Here is a 21,139-nt window from a genome sequence, read left to right on the forward strand (position 1 = left end):
AAGCAGGTCACCGGCGTCACGGGCGTCACGCGGGTGGAGGCGGGGCGGGTGCGCGCAACGCCCGAATTCTGGGCCCGTGGCGCTCGTGACGCCGTCAACGGCGGAGGACACCTATGTGATCAGGTGAGGCCATGACAGACCAGAACCACGACGTCGGCCGGCACGACGAGCAGCCGCTGATCGGCGACGGCGTCACTCAGGCGATCGTTCGGGTCGGCGACACGGTCCGCCGTCCGGCCCGGCCCTTCACCACGACGGTCCACGCCTATCTGGCGCATCTGCACACCGCGGGTTTCTCCGACGCTCCGATTCCCCTGGGCTTCGACGATCAGGGGCGAGAGGTGCTCACGTTCGTTCCCGGCGACGTCCCGCGCGAACCTCTTCCGCCTCACACCTCAGGCGAGGAGGTGCTGATCGCACTCGCACGGCTCGTCCGCCGGCTTCATGACGCCGCGGACGGCTGGGTGCCGCCCGCAGACGCGCAGTGGGGAGGAACTCCTGGGGCGCTGAACAGGGACTCGACCCCCGACGGCGAGCCCCTGCTGGTTGGTCATCGCGACTACTGCCCCGGCAACGTCGTCTTCCGTGACGGCCTGCCCGCGGCGCTCATCGACTTCGACCTCGCCAAACCGACCACGCGGATCGACGACCTGGCCAACGCGCTCTACTACTGGGGGCCGCTGCTGCATCCCAAGGACAGGGCGCCCTCATTCGTCGGCCTGGACATCCCTCATCGCGTCGCCCTGTTCGCCGACGCGTACGGCATGACCTCGTCGCAGCGCCGGGCCTTGGTCCCCGCGGCAGCCGCCATGATCCACCGCTTTCATGTCAACATGAGCGCGGCCGCCGCGATCGATCCGATCTTCAAGCGGATGTGGGACGAGGGCGTGAAGGACCGCCTGCCTCGCGCTGAGGCCTGGCTCCGTGACCATGGCCCCGCCATCGCCGCCGGACTCTAGATCCCGGGCATGTCCGACGGCATTCGCGTCGCGACGCCCGGTGGAGAAGACGGCCTGATTCCGATTCTCACGGAATCGTGAGCGACTTCCATGAGAACCGAAAGCCGCCTCCTACCATCCCCCCATCCAGCAGTAGAGCATCTGATCTTCGTCCTTGGCTCGGCGTGCGAGACCCACGAGGTCTTCGACTAACGACAACAGGTCGTCCGGGGCCGTACCTGCGCTCCCGGATCAGCGCCCGTGATCGGGGTCAGGGGTGGTCAGGGGCAGGTGGCGCGGCGGCGGGTGCGGAAGGCTGCGCTCCGTGTGGGTGGTGATGCCGTCGAAGGCCAGCTCGAGGTACCGGTGCCACGCCTGCGGCTCGGCGATCAACAGCGGTGCCGCCATGTGATGGATGCCGCCCAGCAGCAGGACGACATCGGTGCCGGTGAGATCCGGCCGGACGATGTTCTGCCGGCGGGCACGGTCGGTGAGCGCTTCCGCGACATCGCAGAGGCGGTCGATCGCGTCACGCACCTCCCGGTGCTGCAGGGACGGGCGTCCGATTACCTCACAGAACGCCCGATCCGTGACGAGACTCTGCACGCCGGCGGCCATGAACTCGCGCAGCGCCAGGCCGGGATCCTCGGCCGCGAGCAGCGCGGTTCCGGTGTCCACGAGCTCGTCGAGCATGCCGAGCATGATCGCCGCCAGCAGTTCCTCCTTGGAGGAGAAGTGGCGGAAGACCGTGCCCTTCCCCACCCCGGCGCGTTGGGCGATCTCACCGATCGACACCTCGACTCCGCGCTCGGCGAACGTCTTGGCCGCGGCGTCCAGCAGCAGTCGGCGGTTGCGCACCGCGTCACTGCGCGACGGGACGGCGGGCGTCCTAGAACGTTCTCCATGGTCAAGCGGGCTGTGAACCCTGTGAGCCGCCCTGTGAGCCCTGCGGAAAGGAAGCACATGAGCACCACGTTGGATGGAAAGGTCGTCCTCGTCACCGGAGCGTCTTCGGGCATCGGCGAGGCCACCGCGCTGGCCCTCTCAGCGAAAGGGGCCCGTGTCGCGGTCGGGGCCCGGCGCGCCGATCGGTTGGAGTCTCTGTCGCGCAAGGCCGCAGGCGAGGTGCTGGCCCTCGAACTGGACGTGACCGACCAGGAGTCGGTGCGGGCCGCGGTCGCGGAGACCGTCGAGCGCTTCGGCGGCCTGGACATCCTGGTGAACAACGCCGGGGTGATGCTCAGCGGCCCGATCGTGGGCGCGGACACCACGGAATGGACGCGCATGGTCGAGACCAACCTGCTCGGGTCGATGTACATGGTCCACGCGGCGCTGCCGTACCTGCTGGAGCGCAAGGGCACCGTCCTGCAGGTCTCCTCGACCTCAGGCCGGACCGCGTCCGCCAACAGCGGTGTCTACGCCGCGACGAAGTTCGGCGTCACCGCCTTCTCCGAGTCGCTGCGCCAGGAGGTGACCGCCCGGGGCGTGCGCGTCGTGGTCATCGAGCCCGGCTTCGTCGCCACCGAGCTGGCCAGTCACATCACGGATCCCACGATCCAGGCCGCCGCGCAGAAGATGGCCGCCTCCATGCGCACCCTGCAGCCGGAGGACATCGCCGATGCCGTCCTGTACGCGGTCACTCAGCCGGAGCACGTCGCGGTCAACGAGATCCTCATCCGCCCGACCGACCAGACCCGGTAGACGGGCGGCACAGGCCCTGTGCAGGCATAAGCCTCCGCAAGGACACCCCACGGCCCACACGGCATCGATGAGTACGTGCACCGCCACCAGGATCGTTCAAGCCCTCAGGCGGACGGTTGGCGATCTCCCGGCTCGTCATGCCTCAATGGCCAGTCCCTTACATGTTGTACATGAGCAGGCAGAACAGCCCAAAGAACACCACCCACCCAATGAGTCCGAGGTATCCGAGAATCAGGCCCGTCACCGCCAGTTCGGTGCCACGCTCACCCGTTGCCCTAATCTTGCGGCGGGCAATATGTCCACAGACAATTGCCGGGAGACTGGTCAACCCCATTGTGGGAAAGATCCCGGACAGCGCCAAGATAAGCGACGCCAGGGCCGCGGAATTGACGCCGTCCTGAGGGTAACGGCGTACGGGAATCAGTGGATGCTGCGGCTCATGAGGGGGCACCCAATGGGATATGTCCGTCACTTGAGTTGCCCGCCTCCGGCTGCGCTGACCGAGTGAAATGATCTCATACTGCGCGATGCGGCACCCGATGGGCCACAGTTCGGCCAGTGTGACGCTGAACATCTGTGTCGCTCACTGCCGTGCCCGTCACCATCGCCGTTCAGGATGCACCGCCGTGGCCTATAGGTTCGATCCCGTTCGAAGCCAGGCCTGATCCACTCATGAGGGAGGTCGGATGGCCTACATCCACCACACCACCATGGCGCCAACCAAACTGGAACTGCTCGCCGAGTGGCTGCCGAAGCAGAGCTGGTACGTGGGCGACATGGGGACACCCGAACTGGCCAAGGCCGGTGGGTTCCGGCTGGACGATCCGGAGGGCGAGGTCGGGATCGAGTTCATGGTCGTGGTGGACACCACCGTGCAGGAGCCGGTGGCGTACCTGGTGCCGATGAGCTACCGCGGCGCGGCGCTGGAGGGCGTGCCCGGTGAGGCACTGATCGGCACCTCTGAGCATGGGGTGCTCGGCACCCGGTGGATCTACGACGGTGCCCACGACCCAGTGGTGATGGCGCAGTTGCGCGCGCTCCTGCGCGGCGAGGCGGTGCCCCAGCACCAGAGCAAGAGCGACACAACAGATGCGACCGTCACCGTGCATGCGACTGGCCCTGACGACGGGCTCGGCGTGCAGATCAACCGCGTCCTGGGGTCGACCGAGGCCGCGGAGGGGTCATCAGGACGCGTCGTCGCCGGCTGGACCTGGCCGAACGGAACGGTGGCACGGGGCGTATTCGCGTGGTCCTGATCCCAGACCAACGGCCAGCCCAGCGCTTCGCTCCAGAAGTACCCGACCTCCTGCGAACCGTCGCACGCGAGCGCTCCGATGAATCCGCATTCTGCGAGGAACTTGTCGCCCGGCTCGATGACGCAGAACTCGTTGCCCTCGGGGTCCGCGAGCACAACATGACCCTCCTCCGGGCGTTGACGGGGACCCATGGTGCCGGGCCCACGAGTGGTGGACGCCGGCGGAGATGGCGCGTGAGGTCGAACCTGACGATGAGCACGTCTGGTGGGGGCACGTCCTGGCGACGGCCGGGGGACCCAGTTGGAGCTGTTGCTCCGGCACCACGACGGCGAGTGGTGAGTCGAAGCGGTCGCTGACTGAAACGGGCGTTCAAAAGGTCGAGCGGCGTCTCCTCTCGCGAAGGAGACGCCGCGCGATTTCAACAACCTTCCGGCTAATGGAGGATTCGCCGCATATATCGCGTACGCGGGGAAATCCAGCAGGAGCTGGATCACCACGAGGAGGCCGTCGCCGACTTCACCCAGGCCCTGACCTTGAATTCGGCAACCGAAAGCCCGGGTCTTCAGCGTTTGCATGCTGTTTCCCCGATTCTAGTCAAACTTACCTATAAACCCGCATAAAATTAGATAAATACCAACGAAAGGATTATCCGGGTCGAGCAGAGTTGGGAGGGAAAAGAGGCCAAATGGACGTCATCGAGCGCGAAGCCCTCACCGCTCTCGAGCGGGCCCGTGAACGTTTCCACGCCGGCGAACCCGTCGAGAGCGGCGTACGGCCGTGGGTGCTGACCTCCTGGGAGCGCAGCCGGCACATGGGGGTCGTGCCTTACCAAATGCCCACCGTGTACGACCCGGACGTCGACCTGCACGGCAGGCTCGTTGAGGCGGCCACACCCGTGCTCGACCAGCTCGAATCCAGGCTCTCCGGCATCAAGGTGGCCGCGGTCCTCGGGGACGCGCACGCCCGGGTGCTGCAGCGCCGGGTCGGCGAGCCGGCGCTCAACCGGTGGCTCACCGACAGCCAGATACTGCCCGGCTTCGGGTTCCCTGAGCAGGCCGTCGGCACGAACGGCATCGGCACCGCGCTGGCCGAGCGGCGGCCCGTACTCGTCTGGGGGCGGGAACACTACGCGGAGGCCATGGGCGGGCTGGTGTGCGCGGCCTCGCCCATTCGCGATCCGATCAGCGGCCGCGTCGAGGGCGTGCTGAACCTGGCGTGCCTGGAGCGGTTCGCCGACCCGGCGATGCTCGGCGTCGCCGTGGACGCGACCGACCGCATCGAGGAACGCCTGCTCGAACAGATCTCGCAGCGGGAGCAGGTGTTGCTGGGCGCGTTCCTCGCGGCCCGGCGCCGGGCCGGCGGGGCCGGCGCCGTCACCCTCCGGCCGCTCGACGAGGCCGGCCCGATCGCCTCGCACGACCGGCTCAGCCTGCTGGAGAAGGCCACAGAGCTGATCTCCGCCAGCCACGCGGGCATGGCGGTGGTGCTGCTGTCGGGGGGCCGCGCCGCCACGCTGATCAGCCGCCCGATCGAGAATCCCGCCGGGACGCACGGAATCGCCGTGGAGGCCATCCTGACCGACGGTTCGTTCTGGCACGTGGCCTCCGGCTCGCGTGAACCTACGGTCACCGAACTCACCACCGCTGAACCCACAGCCCCCGCCAAGCCCACCGCCGCTGGGCCGGCACACGCTGTTCCGGCCTCCCTGCTGCCGGAGGTTCCTCTTCCGCGCGCCCTCGAGCCTGTCACCGCGACCGAGCGGTGGTTGCTCGCCGTGGGCGAGCCCGGTGTCGGGCGGCTCGCCGTGCAGGCACGCGAACGGCTCAGTCTCATCTGGGAGGCATGCGCCCGCGTCGGCACCAGTCTGGAGGTCACCCGGACCGCTCAGGAACTGACCGAGGTCGCCGTCCCCCGCTTCGCCGACTTCGTCGCCGTCGACCTGCCCGACCCCGTGCTGCGCGGCGACGAGCCGGGCGTGCTCGATGCCGGGCTGCGCCGGATCGCCCTCACCACCACCCTTCGGGACGCCGACCTGCCCGGGGTCGGCGCGCCCATCCACCCGCATCCGGCCACGCCGCAGGGCCGTTGCCTGGCCGACGGGCAGTCAGTGCTCGAACCCGAGCTGGACGTCACGCTCTGGTGGATGGCACAGGATCCGGAACACAGCCGGAAGGTGCACGAGCAGGGCATCCACTCGCTCATCGTGGTGCCGATGCGGGCCCGGGACGTCACGCTCGGGGTGGTGAGCTTCTACCGCTCCCGGCGCATGAGCGCGTTCGAGGAGGACGACCTGACCCTGGCCGAGGAGTTGGTGGGCCGCGCGGCGGTGTGCGTGGACAACGCGCGCCGCTACACCCACGAGCACACGATGTCGGCAGAGCTCGAACGTGCCGCCGAATCGCTGAAACAATCGCTCGAACGCCAGCGGCGCTTCACCACCGACGCCTCGCACGAGCTGCGTACCCCACTGGCCGGGCTGCGGGCCCAACTGGAGGAGGCGCAACTGCATCCCGGCGAAACCGATCTCACCGAGCTGCTCGGCCACACGCTGGGCGACGTGGACCGGCTCCAGGCCATCATCACCGACCTCCTGCTGCTGGCCCAGCTCGAAGCCGTCCCGGCCACCGCCTTCGAGCGCGTCGATCTGGCCGAGGTCGTCGAGGCCGAGGTCTCCCGCCAGTTCGGCGACCGCTGCCCGGCACGGCTCGATCTCGAACCCGGCGTGGTCGTCGACGCCGTCCCTACGCAGATCCGCCGGGTGCTGGGCAACCTGCTCGACAACGCGCGCCGGCACGCCGCCCACAGCGTCGTGGTACGGGTGAGCCGTGCCGGCGACCAGGCCGAGCTGAGCGTCATCGACGACGGGCCGGGGGTCCCCGAGGCCCAGCGCGAGGACATCTTCCAGCGCTTCGCCCGGCTGGACACCGCGCGCGGTCGGGGCCACGGCGGCACGGGTCTCGGGCTGGCCATCGCCCGCGACATCGCCCACGTCCACCAGGGCACCCTGCACGTCGAGGAGGCGCGCCCGCACGGAGCCCATTTCATCTTCCGCCTCCCGCTCGCCGAGCCACCGGCGGCCGAGGCGGGCGCGGCGAACCTGGGCCGGGGTTGTACAGCTCTACTTCTGACGTTCGCCTACGGCAGATACGCGGGCAGGGCGTAGTCCGCGGCGGCGGGCAAGGCGGCGACCTCGGTCGCGCTCTGAATACCGCAAGCGCTGTTGTGCGAACACGGTTTTGCGAGAGGCTCTGAGAACGGTCGGGGACAAACGGTCGACCGCTAAATGGCGCCCGGCAGTCTCTCAGAACTGAGTATTTCTGAGAACAATCAACGTGGTTGGGATCATGGCGGGAGGACGTCGGGCTGTACGGCGCGCATTCGTTTCCGTTCGGTGGAGGCTAGACCTGTGAGTAATGTGCGTTCGACGCTTCTGGTGATCTACAGCCCCGACATTGATGCGTGTCGCAGGTTCTACGCGGACCTCGGCTTCGATTTCCAGTCGGAAAAGCACGGCACTGGTCCAGAGCACTACGCCTCCACGTTCCCGGACGGCGCCGTCTTCGAAATCTACCCGGCCAAACCAGGCCGGGAGACGGGTGCTCTACGTCTGGGATTTGCCGTCGAGGGGACTGCGGTACGACCGCCGCTAGCGCCGGGCGTTCACGTGCTGACCGATCCGGATGGCCGGGTAGTGGAGGTCCACGCGAGTTGAGGCTGGTCAGGGGTCCGGCTCATGGCCGCCATGAGTCCGGCCCCCGCACCCGCAGGGGTAGAACCGCCACTCTGCTTGCCATTGCGGCCAGGGCTGGGCGTCGGTGGACGCGAGGACGGAACTCGGCCACCCACCCCTCACATGGGGGCGGCACAGCGGGCATCGGAGCTTGGCCGCCTGCTGCGGGTAGAGGTCGATGCCCGTCAACGCCTCCAACTGGGTCGCCAGCGCGCAAGTAGACGAGCGCTGCGTCGTTCACGCTGAGAACATTGTCTTTGAACTGCTCGGGTGGCGACGGTGGCGTGGGAGAAGCCGAAGTGGGGCCCGCGTTGCCAAAGGATGGCCGGGTTGGGTGGGTGCATCACATCTAGGAAGGATATTCCGGGGAGGGCCACGGCCTTAATCATCGGGCCCCGTTGGCAGACGATGGCAGCGTCACATTTCGAACGATGGCTCCCCGCTCACTTCCGTTGGAGAGGAGTAGCCCATGGTCGGCTAGGAGAGCGCCGAGTCACGCAGAAGGAGCCCTCTTGTGCGACACATCGTGATTCTTAACCGCGTCCCGTCATCCTTGGGCGAATTCACCACATCACACCGGCGCCAGATCGTCGACGCGCTGCTGGCAATCGCCATCCTCTGTTTCACCGTCCCGACGACGCTCATGGGTTTGACCTTTTCTCTGTGGGGCCCGATACCGGATTGGATCGAGATCATCATCGAGGTGATCACCGTGGGCTCCTTACTGATACGTCGGCGCACCGCACTACCCATGATCATCGCCTCGGTTGCCTGCGGCGTCGCCACGGGGCAGATCGTGCCCATGGCCTTCGCCGCATACTCGATGACGGCGGAGAACAAGGTGCGTCACTGGCAGCTGGTGTCCATCCCTCTGATCGCGGCTGCCACTGCCATCGACTACGTGGACCCCGGGACGGACAACTTCCTCTACCTCTGCCTGGTGCGCGCGCTGACGCTCATCTACCTGCCCGCGCTGGTCGGCACCTGGGTGCGCGGATATCGCGGCATGATCCTGGAGTTGCGGGCGGGGATGCGTGAACGCGAGCGGCAGGCCGCCCGGATGGAGCGCCGGAAGATCGCGCGAGAACTGCACGACACGGTGACACACGCCGTCACCGTGATGGTCCTCAACGCGGGGATCATTCACGACAGCGCGGATCCCAAGGTGGATAGGCTCGCCACCACCATCGAGGACAAGGGGATAGAAGCCCTTGGCGAGCTGCGAGATCTGCTCAGGGTGCTTAGACGCGAGGACGAACCTCGGACGGCGGCGGCGGCGAGGAACATCCCTGGCCTCGTGAAGGAGGCGGCCACCACGGGCACTCAGATCAACCTCGACTATGGCCTGCCGGACGTCGGCCTTCCCAACCAGGTGGGGCACGCCTGCTATCGGGTCGTGCAGGAGGGGCTGAGCAATGTTAGAAAGCACGCTCTCGGGTCCCGGGTGCAAGTCTCCTGTCAGGCCCGGGACGGTGTCGTGACCGTTTCGGTGGTGAATAGCAGGGGTGGGGGCCGAGCGGGGATGTCCCTCCATCGCCTGCTCCCCCGCTCGGGTTTCGGTCTGGCTGGGCTCGAGGAGCGAATCACGCTCCTGAGCGGCCAGTTGGAGAGAGGGCCGACTCCTGACGGCGGCTTCATGTTGAGAGCGCGTATCCCCTTCGACCTTGGTAGCGCCCGGCCTCGAGGCGAGTCCGCCGATGAGGTGGCTGGCGGCGAGAAGCAGTGACCGGCCGACCCGCCAAGACTCTTGAGATCACCGGCGGCATGAGGCGCGGGCGGCATGAACACCACACGATGGCGGGGCCGCACTGGTGGACCAAGCGGAGTCGGCGGTGAGCGACGGTCTCAGTCGTCATCGGCCTGCGCCTCCTCTGCAGCGTCCAAGAACTCGATCACCGTCCTGCCGCCGGCGACCGGGAAGGGCTCTGGGGCTCGGCAACTCCCCCGATCCGGCCTGGCGAACGGGCAGAGGACCGCGATCGGTATCGCTCATAGACTGCCGCAATGTCGCGGAAAAGCCGGTGGGTTGTTAGGGCGGTAGCTGCCGTCGCAGTGTGCGCGGTGGGCGCCGTCGCGTACGACTGGGGCATCATTCCGCCGTTTCAGCGGTACTGGGTGGCCATTCCTCCCGCCACCGCGACTCCTGAGCAGGTGACGTTGGCCTACCTGAGGGCCTTAGACGCGCACGACACGAGTACAGCACACGCTCTGTCGACAAAGGCTCATCGTCCTGAGACGGACATGTGGCTTCGGTCGACCACAGGGATATCAGACATCAACATCGGTGATTCGCGGGGCGAGGGCTGGGTCACCGTGGCCACCTCGTTCACCACCCATGGGGGTGACGGCAGTTTCGTGGATGGAGCCCTTTGGGAGTACACCCTCACCAAGGACTCCCACAGCGGGCGTTGGCTCATCAACTCAGAGGGGACAGGTTGACCGGAATCGGACATCCGGTACGGCGAGAGCGTCAAGAAGGTACTTCGGTGCGTAGGGTCCTGGCAGTCAAGCCAGCAGGTCCCTGGTTGGTAATCTCCGACGCCGCTTGGACGGGCGAGTCACTGAATTCGGGGACTGCTACTCCCATTGAGCGATCGAGGATATGGCTCTTACCGCTTCTGGAGAGACCGCGGGACGAAGTGGAGCCAGGCTGGCCGCCTGCTTACTCCGGATGATCCAGACCTCAACGAGGCACTGCGTCCGGTCGTCCATTGTGGCCTGACCGCAGGGTCGGACTACTGGATCTCAAAGGCGCTGGCCTGGATCGCCGCTGATGAGATTGAGGCTTCCAAGGAGTTGCTCCAAGAAATCGCCCTCGGGCGACGCGGGTCTCAGGCCGGTCAGCACGCTGCGAAACAACTCCTGAAAAGAAGCGGCCTCTGGCCTGACGACTATCGCCAACCCGCGTAGCCAGTTTGGAAGACTTCGGGCCATCGTTGCGGGACCTGCTGTTGCGCAAGGCTCCTGTGAGGTTGATCTGTACTAGGACCACCTTCATATACCGGAGTCCTGCGCCTTGTCGTTCATTACTGGCCTATGCGTCCGTCGATCCGCTCGCGCAACAGGTCGACGTGACCCATGTGGCGGCCATACTCCCAGATCGTTCCGACCAGCACCTCGCGCAGCGACATCGCCCCTCCACCGCTGCCATGCTGATTCAGGGGATCGTCGCCGGTCATGTCGAGACTGGGCGCCTCGGCCACAAACCGCTCGGCGAAGTCCACCTCCGCACGCCATGCGTCCCACGCCTCCGCCACCACCTGAGGGTCGGGAACAGCACCATCGAAATCACCGTCACGGTCGGCGTCGGAGCAGAACAGCCGGGGAACGTCCTGTCCCGCCATCAGCACCCGGAACGTCGCACGCTCTACCTCGGCCAGGTGGCGCACCAACCCCAGGAGCGACATCGTCGACGGCTCAATGGAACGCCGCGCCATAGCCTCCGCATCAAGACCTGAGCATTTCATCTCTAATGTGAGGCGTGCACAGCGCAGGGCTTCGACCAGCGTGATGCGCTCGTCGCCCAACGTTGGTCCGTTCTCACGCGGGTCGTCGTCAGACGGCTTGCCGTCCGCGGTGAACATGTCGGCTCGTCGTGTCGTAGCCATGGCCGCAATCATTGGCGATGCGCACAGCGGCCGACAAGTGATTAACGATTCCTGCACTCATGGTCAGCGGGTTCGGGCTGTCAATCTGATGCTCACGCCGTTTGTCGACGTGGTGCGCCGCCGCCGGCGGGACCGGCCGAAGAGGCCGCAGCCCGCCGGTGGGCGGGCGCGCGGCCAACAGGTAGACCTGGTGTCCGTGCCCGCTCGTGAATACGGGCCGTGATGACGACCTGGGCAGCGCTGTGCAATCCCCTCGATCGACTCCTACGGTGTCCCGGAAGCAGCTCACCAAACAGCTCCTCCACCGATCCAATCCATCTCCCGGCGTGCTGTCCCCCCACGAGCCGCCTCCTGGATCGTCGAGCTGTCTCCTCTCCGAGCTACCTTCTCCCCTCACCGCTCCAGTCGGCCACTACATACGCGACAACCTGGATCGCCGTTTCCTTGTCCATCTGACCGACGGACAGACCGACCGCGCGCTCGCCTCGATCCCAACAGACGACCTCGACGGTTCCGTGCTCAAGCAGCAGCTCGGCCAAGGGTGATGACTCATCCTGAGCGAGCCGATGCGTGATGTCCGCCCTATGAGGGTCGCCCCAGGCGGCTGTGGCTGCGACCTCATACTCTCGGCACAACGATTCCAGGCGCGCCCAGGCCGCCTCGGCTGCTGATCCGTCGTCGTCCTCCCAGAACTCCTCGGACTCCGCGAGGACGATCGCATGGCCAGCGGAGTTGCTGGTCACGGTCAGGTCGCCGTGCTCCCAGACGGTCAATGACTCGGGAAACACCCGAGACTCGAATTCGGCGTAGAGCGCCGGAAGATCCACATTTGGCATGTGGAGAGGATAGGTGAAATCGGGAAAACACCTGGAGGTGGGCGAGCAAGTCCCTCGGCGACCGCTCTCCGCCGAAGGCGGCTTGACCACGAATGAAAACGTGTGACAGCTAAGCCGATCGGGATCTGTTGAGCTCATCTCTCAAGCACTGGAGAGGGACTTCCCATAGGCAGTGCGCTATGTTCTCAGCGCCTCAGTGATCTTTTGAATGGATCCCTCGATGAAACTGCGGATCGCCACGCTTGTTGCATGCTCGTTACTGTGCCTAACTGCGTGTAAAGGGGGAGCCGGCAAAGCGGAGCCGGCTTCCTCTGCTCCCGACGCCACGCGGATCAATGCTGCGAAATCTGCCGGCTCGATCTTAGAGACGGGCTTCGGCCAGCAGGCCGAAGGCATGCATGCGATCGCGATCGTGCAGAACACATCCGACACCGTTGGACAGAAGGTCACGGTTCAGTTCAACATCAAAGACGCAGCCGGGAACGTTCTTGCGCGCGAGTCGGAGGTGGAGCACTTCGCTCATGTCGGAGAAAAGATGCCGGTTGGAGTAAACGTCTACCTCCCCGAGCACAAGAAGGCAGCCTCTGTTGATGCGACGCTATCGGTCGAAGACGGCACCGTCCCGTCAGAACCGTTCCCTGAGGTCACCGTTGACTCGGTCGAGCTGGTGAAGCTGTACCGGGGATGGCACACCAGTATTTGGGTGACCAACCCGAAGCCAGAGCCACTCAAGCAGCCGCGCGTAGAGGTCGTCTGCTACAACAAGGCAAAGAAGATCATCGGAGGCGGCAACTCGTCCCCCATGTATCTCCCTCCCTCCGGTGACACCATTGTGGAGGCGGATCTCTTCACCAGCGGCAAACCGTCGTCCTGCACCGCGTACGTCGGTGTTAGCACTTATTCTCAACCAGCGTGACGCTGAACCTCTATGCGCACCTGTGGCCTGACGCCGATGATCGGGCGCGCGCCGCCGTTGATGCGATCTTCGCTGATGTGCCCTCGACGTGCCCTCCGATGGAGAGCGGGTGAGGTCCGTGCTCGTCAGTGACCCGTGTCGCGGTAGAGGCCGCGCTTGTTGATGTACTGCACGATGCCGTCCGGGACCAGGTACCAGATCGGCTGGCCGTCCGCGACACGCTCGCGGCACTCCGATGAGCTGATCGACAGGGCGGGGATCTCGATGAGGCTGACCTTGCCGTCGGGCAGGCCGGGATCCTGGAGGGTGTGGCCGGGCCTGGTGCAGCCGACGAAGTGGGCGATCGTGAACAGTTCCTCGACGTCCCGCCAGCTCAGGATCTGGGCGAGCGCGTCGGCGCCCGTGATGAAGTAAAGCTCCACGTCCGGCCCGTACGCCGCTCCGACGTCACGCAGCGTGTCGATGGTGTAGGTGGGGCCAGGGCGGTCGATGTCGACCCTGCTGACGGAGAAGCGCGGATTGGACGCCGTCGCGATCACCGTCATGAGGTAGCGGTCCTCGGCCGCGGAGACCGTCTTGTCGGCCTTCTGCCATGGCTGGCCGGTCGGAACGAACACCACCTCGTCCAGATCGAAGTGATGCGCGACCTCGCTGGCGGCCACCAGGTGCCCGTGATGGATCGGGTCGAAGGTGCCGCCCATGATGCCGAGACGCCGCGTCGGAGCCCCATTTCTCATGGGACGGACCCTAACCTGCATACCGGGAGTAATCGGACACCACCCCTCTCTCAGAGCGCTCAGCCGGGAGCCCGCCGCCCCGCGCGCGGCCCGCCGGTGAGGCATAGCATGCGGACATGACCACTCCGGATCGCAATCGCGTGCAGCTGCCCGGCATCAGCTCCCGAGCGTACGAACACCCCGCCGACCGCTCGGCGTTGGTGGCGATGCGTTCACTCAGCGGGTTCGACTCGGTGCTGAAGCGCATGTCAGGCCTGTTCAGCGAGCGCCGCCTGCGCCTGATGTTCCTGGCGTCCGCGGTTCGCACCGACGAGACCCAGTTCCGCGCGCTCTACGACATGGGCCGCGACAGCGCCTACATCCTCGACCTGCACCGGATCCCGGAGATCTACGTGCAGCAGGACCCGAAGGCGTACGCCATGGCGGTCGGTTTCGACGAGCCGTTCATCATCGTGTCGACCGGCCTGCTCGATCTCATGGACGAGGCGGAGCTCCGGTTCGTCGTGGGGCACGAGACCTCTCACATCCTTTCCGGTCACGCGGTCTACGGCACCATGCTCGCCGTCCTCACCCGTCTCGCCACCAGGGTGGCCTGGATCCCGCTCGGCTACATCGGCCTTCGCGTGATCGTCGCGGCCCTCGAGGAGTGGCAGCGCAAGGCGGAGATGTCGGCCGACCGGGGCGGGCTGCTCGCCGGGCAGGACCCGGAGGCGGCGCTGCGGGCGCTCATGAAGCTGGCCGGCGGCTCGCGCCTCCACGAGATGAACATCGAGGCCTTCCTCGACCAGGCCAGGGAGTACGACACCGCCGGCGACGTGCGCGACGGCCTGCTGAAGGTCCTCAACCTCCTCGGCACCACCCACCCGTTCGCGGTCACCCGGGTCGCCGAGCTCGACCGCTGGCGGCGTTCGGGCAGCTACGACACCATCCTCGCAGGCACCTACCCTCGCCGGGAGGACGACGCCAACACGAAGATCACCGAGGAGATCAAGGCCGCGGCGAACTCCTACCGCGAGTCCTGGGCCCAGTCGCAGGATCCCTTCATCGGCGTCCTGCGCGACGTGGCGGAAGGCGCCGTCCACGCGGGCGAGCGCATCTTCAACAGGTTCGCGCGCAGGGAGAACTAGCCGGGAGCCCCTGAAGGGCTAGAAGAACAGGGACACCGCCTGTACGGCTCCCGCGCACAGCGCGACGAACCCGCCGAACACGGCCATCGCCCGCAGCGGTTCCCGCCTGAGCGCGGGCATCCTCGAGCCCATCCGCTCGATCTCCCGCCCGATGATCCCGCCGACGACGACGCCGAACACGACGCCGGCGACGGTGACGGGAGCGACCTGAGTCCACCACCGGTCCTCCAGGTGCGTCCCGGCGGTCAGCCAGAGCGCGAGGAGGGCCGCGGCGGCCGCGGGCACCCCCGGCCATAAGACGCCGGTCGCCAGTGAGCCCGCCAGCGTCACCGGATAGCTGAGCACCCCCAGGTATCCCCGCGTACGCGGGGACCTGCGGTTGCGCACGATCCAATGGGTCACCCAGGCGGCCCTGGTCACTACCGCGAAGGCTCCGCTGATCGCGAACGTGGCCAGCGGCTCGACCACCGACACCACCACGCACGGCACACCGAGCAGCCCCAGCGCGAGCAGGACCGTGCCGCCTGTGGGGATGCCGGCGCTCGTCGCGGCGACGGGCGCCTCGGCGGCCAGGGCAGTTTCGGCCCTGTCGCCCTGCTTCGGCCGCCGGGCCGACGCGGCGCCGTTTCCCGTTCTGGCTCCCTTGCCGTTCTTGGACCCCGCCGCGCCCCCGCCGGCCGCGCCGCCACCGGCCGAACTCGCGGTCGCCGTGCCGCCTCCCACCGCGCCGCCACCGGCGGAGCCGTTCGACGAACCGCCCGCGGAGCCGCTCTGGGGCCCGCCGTTCATCCCCGTGGCCTTCGCAACCCCGCCGTTCTTCGAGCGGCCCCTGCGGCCTCCCCCCTTGCCGGCCGGCGCCTCCTGCTCCTCCACCTCGGCGGGAGCGTCCGGGTCCGTCACCGCCTTGCCCGCTCCGGTACGGCCCCGCGTGGCCGTACCACGGGGGGTGTCGCCGGAGACGCGGGCGAGTCTGGCCAGCCGGTCGGACAACAGCGCCGCGGTCGGACGCTTGGCCGGGTCACGGTGGAGCGCCGCCCGGACGAGCGGCAGCAGGGAGGCCGGAACGCCCGCCAGATCGGCCTTTCCGTTGAGGACGGCGTACATCTGGGACTGGACGGTCCCCCGCCCGAACGTATGCCGGCCGGTGGCCGCGAAGGCCACGGTGGCGGCCCAGGCGTGCACGTCGGCGGGCTCCCCCACCGCCTCGTCGGCGAACAACTCCGGTGCGGCGTAACCGGGGGTGCCGAGAAAGGTCCCCGTCACGGTCAGCCGGGTGGCGTCGAGCACCTGGGCGATCCCGAAGTCGATCAGCACCGGCTCGTCTTCGCGCACGAGCACGTTGGTGGGCTTGAGATCGCGGTGCACCACCCCGCCCGCGTGGATGATCGCCAGAGCGGCGGCCAGCCCCTGAGCCAGGGGGATCAGGGCGGATTCCTCCATGGCGCCGCCCCGCTGGACGGCCTCGAGCAGGGTCTCGCCCTCGATGTACTCCATCACGAGGTAGGGCCGGTCACCGGAGAGATCGGCGTCGATCACCTCGGCCACGTAGGGGCTTTCGACCCTGCGCAACGCGCGGATCTCCCGGTCGAGGCGTAATCGCGCGTCGGAGTCGGCCTCTATCGGCTCGCGGAGCATCTTGACCGCGACATGCTCTCCCCGGCGGTTGGCGGCGAGGTAGACCTCGCCCATCCCGCCTCGGCCCAGGCGCTCCAGGAGCGTGTACGGGCCGACCCGCCCGAGACGTCCAGACATTTGAGCGCCGAGCATAGCGGGCGCCTCCGACATTTCCCCGGAGGCGCGCCGCTTCGCAAGAGACTCTAGAGACGCACGTGCCCGTCGCCGGTGTAGATCCACTTGGTGGACGTGAGCTCGGGCAGGCCCATCGGGCCGCGCGCGTGCAACTTCTGGGTGGAGATCCCGATCTCCGCGCCGAAACCGAACTCGCCGCCGTCGGTGAACCGCGTCGAGGCGTTCACCGCCACGGCCGCCGAGTCCACGGTGGCCACGAACCGCCGTGCGGCCGCCTGGGAGCGCGTGACGATCGCGTCGGTGTGCGCCGAGCCGTACCGCCTGATGTGCGCCACCGCCTCGTCGAGCGAGTCGACGACCGCCGCCGCGATGTCCAGCGAGACGTACTCCACGGTGAAGTCGTCCTCGGTCGCGGGCTCGACGTCAGCGCCGTAGGAGCGGATGCGCTCGTCCCCGTGTACGGTCACGCCCACGTCCTTGAGCGCCGCCAGCGCCTTCGGCACGAACGCGTCGGCGATGTCCGCGTGCACCAGGAACGTCTCGGCCGCGTTGCACACCGACGGGCGCTGCGCCTTGGCGTTGATCAGGATCTTGAGGGCCATATCGACGTCGGCGTCGACGTCCACGTAGACGTGGCAGTTGCCCACACCGGTCTCGATCACCGGGACGGCCGACTCCTCCACGACGCTCTTGATCAGCGAGGCTCCGCCGCGCGGGATGAGCACGTCGACCAGCCCGCGGGCGCGCAGCAGGTGCTTGACCGACTCGCGGGTCACGCCCGGCACGAGCTGTACGGCTCCCGCCGGCACCTCGGTCCCCTCCAGCGCCTCCTGCATGATCCGCACGAGCACGGTGTTGGAGGAGTGGGCGCTGGAGGAACCCCGAAGCAGCACCGCGTTGCCGCTCTTCAGGCACAACACGGCCGCGTCGACGGTCACATTCGGCCGGCCCTCGTAGATGATCCCAATGACGCCCAGCGGGACCCGGACCTGACGCAACTCGAGCCCGTTCGGCAGCGTGCTCCCCCGCACGACCTCGCCGATCGGGTCGGGCAGGTCGGCCACCTGCCGTACGGCTGCCGCGATCTTCTCCACCCGTCCCGCGTCGAGCCTGAGCCGGTCGATCATCGACTCGGACGTGCCGTTGCGCCGGGCCCGCTCGACGTCGGCGGCGTTGGCCGTGACGATCTCGCCCGTCGCGGCGACCAGCGCGTCGGCGATCGCGTGCAGGGCCGCGTCCTTGGGGGCTCGCGGCAGCGGCGCGAGCACGGTCGTGGCGTCCTTGGCCGCGCGGGCGACCGCCAGGAATTCCTCTGCCTCAGTCATGGTCTCGCGCTCCATCACTTCTCCGGCTCCAATATGACGATGTCGTCCCGATGGATCAGCTCTCGCTCGTACTCCGGCCCGAGCGTGCTCGCCAGCTCACGCGTGGAGCGGCCCAGCAGTTCGGGGATCTCGGCGGCGTCGTAGTTGACCAGGCCCCTGGCCACCGGGCTGCCCTGAGGGCCGTACAGGTCGACGGGATCGCCGGCGGCGAAGTCGCCCTCGACCTTGACCACGCCGGCGGGCAGCAGGGACATACGCCGGCCCACCACGGCGTCGACCGCTCCGGCGTCCAGGTGCAGCCGGCCCCGGCCGGTGGCGGCATGGGCGAGCCACAGGAGTCGAGTGCCCGGGTGCCGGCCCCCAGGGTGGAAGTACGTGCCGACGTCGGCGCCGGTCAGGGCTTGCGCCGCGTGGGCCGCCGCGGTGAGCACCACGGGGACGCCGGCGCCCGTGGCGATCCTGGCCGCCTGCACCTTCGTGATCATGCCGCCGGTCCCGACCCGCCCCGACGTGCCGAGCTCCACGCCGTCGAGGTCGTCGGCCCCGCGGACCTCGGCGATCCGCGTGGCGCCCTCCCTGCGCGGGTCGCCGTCGTAGAGGGCGTCCACGTCAGAAAGGAGCACCATCGCGTCCGCGTGGATGAGATGGGCCACCAGGGCGGCCAGCCGGTCGTTGTCGCCGAAGCGGATCTCGTCGGTGGCCACGGTGTCGTTCTCGTTGACCACGGGGACGATGCCGAGCTCCAGGAGCCTCGTCAGCGTCCGTTGGGCGTTGCGGTGGTGCGACCGTCGCATCATGTCGTCGGCGGTCAGCAACACCTGCCCGACCCGCAGGCCGTACCGGGCGAAGGAGGACGTGTAACGGGCGATCAGCACGCCCTGCCCCACCGAGGCCGCGGCCTGCTGGGTGGCGAGGTCCTTGGGCCGGGCCCGGAGGCCGAGCGGTCCGAGACCGGCGGCGATCGCGCCCGAGGAGACCAGCACGAGCTGCGTGCCGGCCTGACGGCGCGCGCCGAGCACGTCGACGAGCGCGTCGACGCGGTCCACGTCGATCATGCCCTGCGGGGTCGTCAGGGAGGACGACCCCACCTTGACGACCAGCCGCGAAGCCTCCCGGATCCGCTCCCTGCCTGCCACGCCGCTCCTTCGCCCGTCGAGCCCGTTGACCTACATCAATCTGTTGTCCGTGCCCCGGGGACCGCCCACCCTGCTCTGGGTCCCCTCGGAGGGCTGCCAGTCGAAGAGGTAGCCGCCCTCCATCGGGCCGATCACGACCTCCGCGCCCACCTGCGCCCCCGCCTCGATCAGCGCCTCCTCGACACCGAGCCGCTCCAGGCGGTCGGCCAGGTAGCCGACGGCCTCGTCGTTGGTGAAATCGGTCTGGCGGATCCAGCGCTCCGGCTTCTCACCGGTCACCTGGAAGGTGTTCTCGTCGACCCGCCGGACGGCGAAGCCGGTCTCGCCGAGCTGCTTCGGCCGGATGACCAGACGGGTCGGCTCCTCGACCGGGGCCTGCGCCCGGGCCCGGGCCACCATCTCCCCCATCGCGAAGGTCAGCGGCCGGAGGCCCTCGTGGGTGGCCGCGGAGATCTCGAAGACCCGCAGGCCCCGCTCCTCCAGGAGGGGCCGGACGATGTCCGCGAGGTCCCGGCCGTCGGGGACGTCCACCTTGTTGAGCACGACCATACGGGGCCGGTCCTGCAGCTCGCCGTAGGCCGCCAGCTCCGCCTCGATCACGTCGAAGTCGGTGAGCGGGTCACGCCCGGGCTCGATGGTGGCGCAGTCGAGGACATGCACGATCGTCGAGCAGCGCTCCACGTGGCGGAGGAACTCGTGCCCGAGTCCCTTGCCCTGGGAGGCGCCGGGGATGAGTCCCGGCACGTCGGCGACCGTGAAGACCGTCTCTCCGGCCGTGACCACGCCGAGGTTGGGGATCAACGTGGTGAACGGATAGTCCGCGATCTTCGGCCGGGCCGCCGAGAGCGACGCGACGAGCGACGACTTGCCGGCGTTGGGGAAGCCGACCAGCGCCACGTCGGCGATGGTCTTCAGCTCCAGCGCGATCTCCGCCCCGTCACCCGGCTCGCCGAGCAGCGCGAACCCCGGGGCCTTGCGCTTGGCGTTGGCCAGCGCGGCGTTGCCGAGACCCCCGAAACCGCCCTGGGCGGCGACGTAGCGGGTCCCCGCGCCGACGAGGTCGACCAGGACCTCGCCCGTCCTGGCGTCCTTCACCACGGTGCCGTTGGGGACCGGCAGGACGATGTCCTCGCCGTTGGCGCCGTCCCGGTCGGAGCCCATGCCCTGCTTGCCGTTGCCGGCGTGGCGGTGGGGCCGGTGGTGATACTCGAGAAGCGTGGAGACGTTGGGATCCACCTCCAGGATCACATCGCCTCCCCGTCCGCCGTTGCCGCCGTCCGGGCCGCCGAGCGGCTTGAACTTCTCGCGATGGACGGAGGCGCAGCCGTTTCCGCCGTCACCCGCCTTGGCGTGCAGGACGACGTAGTCCACGAAATCGGCCATCAGCCGCTTCCCCCTATAAAAAACGATGAGGCGGACCGAGTGCTCGGTCCGCCTCATCTGCAACGTTTGTCCCGGGCGGATCTACTCCGCGATCGGGATGATGCTGACTGCGCGACGACCGCGCTTGGTCCCGAACTGCACGTGGCCCGCGGCCAGCGCGAACAGCGTGTCGTCGCCACCACGGCCGACGTTGTCACCCGGGTGGAAGTGCGTGCCACGCTGGCGGACGATGATCTCGCCTGCGTTCACGAGCTGGCCACCGAAGCGCTTGACACCGAGCCGCTGAGCGTTCGAGTCACGGCCGTTCCGGGTGGACGAGGCGCCCTTCTTGTGTGCCATGATTCACTACTTCCCGGGGTTGATGCCGGTTACCTTCACCTGGGTGTACCGCTGACGGTGACCCTGGCGCTTCTTGTAACCGGTCTTGTTCTTGTACTTGAGGATGCGGATCTTGGGGCCCTTGGTCTCACCGAGAATCTCGGCGGTCACCTGGAACTTGCCAAGCGTGGCGGCATCGGTGGTGACATCGCCGTCGTTGACGACGAGGAGCGCCGGCAGCGCCACCGAGGAACCCACCTCGCCGGCGACCTTGTCCACCTCGAGGACGTCCCCGACGGAGACCTTCTGCTGCCTGCCGCCGCAACGAACGATCGCGTACACCGCGGAACCCTTCTTCTGGCTAAATGCGTAGATGCGC

The 21,139-nt window shown here is 67.9% G+C and carries 20 protein-coding genes; 9 read left to right on the forward strand and 11 right to left on the reverse strand.

Going from position 1 to position 21,139, the window contains the following annotated elements; all coding sequences use genetic code 11:
• The first annotated feature begins 131 nt into the window (after nt 1-131).
• Complete coding sequence (locus Pph01_RS22200) at nt 132-959, forward strand: phosphotransferase enzyme family protein (protein ID WP_204075047.1); 828 nt, start codon at nt 132-134, stop codon at nt 957-959.
• Between the two features lie 231 nt (nt 960-1,190).
• Here Pph01_RS22200 and Pph01_RS22205 read toward each other — a convergent pair whose 3' ends face one another.
• Nucleotides 1,191-1,796, reverse strand: a complete 606-nt coding sequence (locus Pph01_RS22205) for a TetR/AcrR family transcriptional regulator (RefSeq protein WP_204075048.1) — start codon at nt 1,794-1,796, stop codon at nt 1,191-1,193.
• A 105-nt stretch (nt 1,797-1,901) separates the two neighbouring features.
• Here Pph01_RS22205 and Pph01_RS22210 point away from each other — a divergent pair, with 105 nt between their 5' ends.
• Nucleotides 1,902-2,639: an SDR family NAD(P)-dependent oxidoreductase gene (locus Pph01_RS22210; protein ID WP_204075049.1), complete on the forward strand. Its 738-nt coding sequence runs from the start codon at nt 1,902-1,904 to the stop codon at nt 2,637-2,639.
• Nucleotides 2,640-2,796: 157 nt separating this feature from the next.
• Here the strand turns inward: Pph01_RS22210 and Pph01_RS22215 are convergent, their stop codons facing one another.
• Nucleotides 2,797-3,213 carry a DUF4190 domain-containing protein gene (locus Pph01_RS22215; protein WP_204075050.1) on the reverse strand — a complete coding sequence of 139 codons (417 nt, stop codon included), beginning with the start codon at nt 3,211-3,213 and terminating at the stop codon, nt 2,797-2,799.
• A 112-nt stretch (nt 3,214-3,325) separates the two neighbouring features.
• Here Pph01_RS22215 and Pph01_RS22220 point away from each other — a divergent pair, with 112 nt between their 5' ends.
• The 5 genes from Pph01_RS22220 (at nt 3,326) to Pph01_RS22240 (ending at nt 10,064) form a co-directional block, all read left to right on the forward strand.
• On the forward strand, nt 3,326-3,895 hold the full coding sequence (locus tag Pph01_RS22220) for a maltokinase N-terminal cap-like domain-containing protein (RefSeq protein ID WP_204075051.1): 570 nt from the start codon (nt 3,326-3,328) through the stop codon (nt 3,893-3,895).
• A gap of 685 nt (nt 3,896-4,580) precedes the next feature.
• Nucleotides 4,581-7,058: an ATP-binding protein gene (locus Pph01_RS22225; RefSeq protein ID WP_204075052.1), complete on the forward strand. Its 2,478-nt coding sequence runs from the start codon at nt 4,581-4,583 to the stop codon at nt 7,056-7,058.
• Between the two features lie 243 nt (nt 7,059-7,301).
• Complete coding sequence (locus Pph01_RS22230) at nt 7,302-7,607, forward strand: VOC family protein (RefSeq protein ID WP_239116918.1); 306 nt, start codon at nt 7,302-7,304, stop codon at nt 7,605-7,607.
• 532 nt (nt 7,608-8,139) lie between these two features.
• On the forward strand, nt 8,140-9,351 hold the full coding sequence (locus Pph01_RS22235; protein WP_204075053.1) for a sensor histidine kinase: 1,212 nt from the start codon (nt 8,140-8,142) through the stop codon (nt 9,349-9,351).
• A gap of 278 nt (nt 9,352-9,629) precedes the next feature.
• Nucleotides 9,630-10,064, forward strand: coding sequence for a hypothetical protein (locus Pph01_RS22240; protein ID WP_204075054.1), 435 nt, complete (start codon nt 9,630-9,632; stop codon nt 10,062-10,064).
• Nucleotides 10,065-10,651: 587 nt separating this feature from the next.
• On the opposite strand, the gene Pph01_RS22245 is transcribed toward Pph01_RS22240, so the two are convergent.
• Nucleotides 10,652-11,209 carry a DinB family protein gene (locus Pph01_RS22245; RefSeq protein WP_204075055.1) on the reverse strand — a complete coding sequence of 186 codons (558 nt, stop codon included), beginning with the start codon at nt 11,207-11,209 and terminating at the stop codon, nt 10,652-10,654.
• 404 nt (nt 11,210-11,613) lie between these two features.
• Entirely contained in the window at nt 11,614-12,069 is a 456-nt protein-coding gene (locus Pph01_RS22250; RefSeq protein WP_204075056.1) for a hypothetical protein, read from the reverse strand.
• A 220-nt stretch (nt 12,070-12,289) separates the two neighbouring features.
• Between Pph01_RS22250 and Pph01_RS22255 the strand changes: the two genes are divergently transcribed.
• Nucleotides 12,290-12,985 (forward strand): hypothetical protein, encoded by a 696-nt coding sequence (locus Pph01_RS22255; protein WP_204075057.1) that lies wholly within the window; start codon nt 12,290-12,292, stop codon nt 12,983-12,985.
• Between the two features lie 125 nt (nt 12,986-13,110).
• Here the strand turns inward: Pph01_RS22255 and nadD are convergent, their stop codons facing one another.
• Nucleotides 13,111-13,722, reverse strand: a complete 612-nt coding sequence (gene nadD, locus Pph01_RS22260; RefSeq protein WP_204075058.1) for a nicotinate-nucleotide adenylyltransferase — start codon at nt 13,720-13,722, stop codon at nt 13,111-13,113.
• A 116-nt stretch (nt 13,723-13,838) separates the two neighbouring features.
• Between nadD and Pph01_RS22265 the strand changes: the two genes are divergently transcribed.
• Nucleotides 13,839-14,849 (forward strand): M48 family metallopeptidase, encoded by a 1,011-nt coding sequence (locus Pph01_RS22265; RefSeq protein WP_204075059.1) that lies wholly within the window; start codon nt 13,839-13,841, stop codon nt 14,847-14,849.
• A gap of 18 nt (nt 14,850-14,867) precedes the next feature.
• Here the strand turns inward: Pph01_RS22265 and Pph01_RS22270 are convergent, their stop codons facing one another.
• The 6 genes from Pph01_RS22270 to rplU form a co-directional block, all read right to left on the reverse strand.
• On the reverse strand, nt 14,868-16,601 hold the full coding sequence (locus tag Pph01_RS22270) for a serine/threonine-protein kinase (RefSeq protein ID WP_204075060.1): 1,734 nt from the start codon (nt 16,599-16,601) through the stop codon (nt 14,868-14,870).
• A gap of 65 nt (nt 16,602-16,666) precedes the next feature.
• The gene (locus tag Pph01_RS22275) at nt 16,667-17,923 is read right to left on the reverse strand and encodes a glutamate-5-semialdehyde dehydrogenase (protein WP_239116919.1); all 1,257 of its coding nucleotides are present in this window, start codon (nt 17,921-17,923) and stop codon (nt 16,667-16,669) included.
• A gap of 14 nt (nt 17,924-17,937) precedes the next feature.
• A complete protein-coding gene (gene proB, locus Pph01_RS22280) occupies nt 17,938-19,059 on the reverse strand; it encodes a glutamate 5-kinase (RefSeq protein ID WP_239116920.1) in 1,122 nt (373 codons plus the stop codon).
• 30 nt (nt 19,060-19,089) lie between these two features.
• A complete protein-coding gene (obgE, locus tag Pph01_RS22285; RefSeq protein WP_204075062.1) occupies nt 19,090-20,442 on the reverse strand; it encodes a GTPase ObgE in 1,353 nt (450 codons plus the stop codon).
• 81 nt (nt 20,443-20,523) lie between these two features.
• Nucleotides 20,524-20,781, reverse strand: coding sequence for a 50S ribosomal protein L27 (gene rpmA / locus Pph01_RS22290; RefSeq protein WP_203884155.1), 258 nt, complete (start codon nt 20,779-20,781; stop codon nt 20,524-20,526).
• A 6-nt stretch (nt 20,782-20,787) separates the two neighbouring features.
• The gene (gene rplU / locus Pph01_RS22295) at nt 20,788-21,102 is read right to left on the reverse strand and encodes a 50S ribosomal protein L21 (protein WP_203884156.1); all 315 of its coding nucleotides are present in this window, start codon (nt 21,100-21,102) and stop codon (nt 20,788-20,790) included.
• Between the last annotated feature and the right edge of the window lie 37 nt (nt 21,103-21,139).

Source organism: Planotetraspora phitsanulokensis, from assembly GCF_016863295.1.
Lineage (GTDB): Bacteria > Actinomycetota > Actinomycetes > Streptosporangiales > Streptosporangiaceae > Planotetraspora > Planotetraspora phitsanulokensis.